The following is a 2091-nucleotide window of genomic DNA, read 5'->3' on the forward strand; positions in this document are numbered from 1 at the left end:
CTGATGTGGTGAGTGCGGGTTGGACGCATCATCTGGCATGGCCGGGAGCGGATCAGGCAGCGAGACGCAGATGCGTGACACCGAGTTGTTCCAGGCGGCCTTGGGGTTGGGGACGCCGTGGTCGGTTTCCGGAAGTCGCTTCGATGCGGCGGCGCGGCGACTGGACATCGAGATCACCTTTGCCAAGGGCGCACGGTTCGCCTGCTCCACCTGCGGCGCGGCGGGATGCCCGGCCTATGACACCGAGCAGCTGACCTGGCGGCACCTGAGCTTCTTCCAACATGAGGCCTATCTGACGGCGCGGGTACCGCGGGTCAGCTGCGAGGCCTGCGGGATCCGGCAGGTGAACGTGCCGTGGGCCCGGGCCGGCAGCGGCTTCACGCTGCTGTTTGAGGCCTTCGTCATGGCCCTGGTCGCCAGCATGCCGGTCGCCGTGGTGGCCCGCACGATTGGCGAGCACGACACCAAGCTGTGGCGGGTCGTCCACCACTATGTCGAGCAGGCTCGGGATCACGCCGATCATGGCGAGGTTCGTCGAGTTGCCTTCGATGAGACCGCCTCACGCCGCGGCCACAACTATGTTTCCCTGTTCGTCGACCTCGACCGTACGCAGGTGCTGTTCGTGGCCGACGGCAAAGATGCCGCCACGGTCGGCGCCTTTGCCGCTGACCTGCAGCAGCATGGCGGCGACGTGGCCAAGGTCGCCGAGGTCTGCATCGACATGAGCCCGGCTTTTATCAAGGGCACTGCCGAGTACCTGCCGCAGGCCGCGATCACCTTCGACAAGTTCCATGCCGTCAAGATCGTCAATGACGCCGTCGATCAGGTCCGCCGGGAGGAACAGCAGGGGCGGCCGGAGCTGAAGCGAACCCGGTATGCCTGGCTCAAGAACACCACCAACCTCTCGCTGGGCCAACGCGACACCATCGAGCGCCTGAGCCAGCGCAATCTCAAGACCGCCCGAGCCTGGCGGATCCGGCTGACCTTCCAGGAGGTCTATCAACAGCCGTCACGCCAGGCCGCCGAGGCGCTCCTCAAGCGGTGGTACTTCTGGGCCACCCACAGCCGTCTACTGCCCATGANGGATGGCATCCTGCGCTGGCACGACACTCACATCGCCAATGGCATTCTCGAGGGCATCAACAGTCTCGTCCAGGCCGCCAAGGCCAAGGCTCGAGGCTACCGGTCCACCCGCAACCTGAAGGCGATGATCTATCTCATCGCAGGCAAGCTCGAACTCAGCCTACCCACCTAAAACAGCGAGGAGCCAAAAATCTCAAATTGATCGGCTCCGTGGCCAAGTCGATGAATACAAAAGCAAACTTGGTGGGGCATCGCCAGACGACGCCAAAGCTAGAATAGAACAGCTTGAGCGACGAGTTGGCCCACCATACCCGCTTACTGAACCCCAAGAAGTCCGCCTGAGGGCAGCCTTGGCAAGTATCACCCCAGCAGCACGGTTCCAGGTTCTCATCATGTCTCCTGTGGACGCTGCTGAATATGGCGACAGAATGCAAAATATTTTCAAAAGCAGCGGTTGGACAGTCACCTTTCAAGCGACACCCTTCATGCCCAGCGAGGCGAGCGGAATTCATGTGCTTAAGCCCAGGGGAAGTCAGGTAGCTGAACATATATCGATCGCAAGATCGCTCATGAAGCTCTTTGATGACGCCGGCGTCGATGTTGGAAGCTCAGAACAGGACTTAAGGCCGCATCAGGTAGTTCTGTTGGTGGCGAGGCCACCGATTTAGGCGGTCACGACCAAGTATATTCCAAACTGCGGTTGTCGAACTTGCTCCTGCGTCTTCGGTTCGATAACGCGCGGATTATCGAACCACACCTTTCAGTTCTGCGACACCGACGATGCTCGAGAGGCTAAGTGACCGTTTGAGAATGGTTGTGTTGGGGTGGCGGGAGTGATTCAAGCTCGGGATGTGGACCCGAGAGACGCGCGACCGGATGGCCGGGATTGCCCGCAAGACAAAGCGCTACCCGTCTGACCTGACAGACGAGGAGTGGCAGTGGATCGAGCCGTTGCTGCCGCCCCCTCCACGCCGCGGGCGCAAGCCCTCGGTCGACTTGCGAGAGGTG

General features: G+C 61.4%; 2 protein-coding genes and 1 pseudogene. All 3 read left to right on the forward strand.

Annotated features, from left to right (window positions below; translation table 11 throughout):
- The first annotated feature begins 70 nt into the window (after nt 1-70).
- A complete protein-coding gene (locus QWZ14_RS16875; protein WP_290317935.1) occupies nt 71-1255 on the forward strand; it encodes an ISL3 family transposase in 1185 nt (394 codons plus the stop codon).
- 178 nt (nt 1256-1433) lie between these two features.
- Nucleotides 1434-1751, forward strand: coding sequence for a hypothetical protein (locus tag QWZ14_RS16880; RefSeq protein WP_290317936.1), 318 nt, complete (start codon nt 1434-1436; stop codon nt 1749-1751).
- 181 nt (nt 1752-1932) lie between these two features.
- Nucleotides 1933-2091 (forward strand): annotated as a pseudogene (locus QWZ14_RS16885) (IS5/IS1182 family transposase); the annotation flags it as partial.

Origin of the sequence: Paeniroseomonas aquatica, assembly GCF_030409335.1 — a bacterium.
In the GTDB taxonomy this organism is placed as follows: domain Bacteria; phylum Pseudomonadota; class Alphaproteobacteria; order Acetobacterales; family Acetobacteraceae; genus Belnapia; species Belnapia aquatica.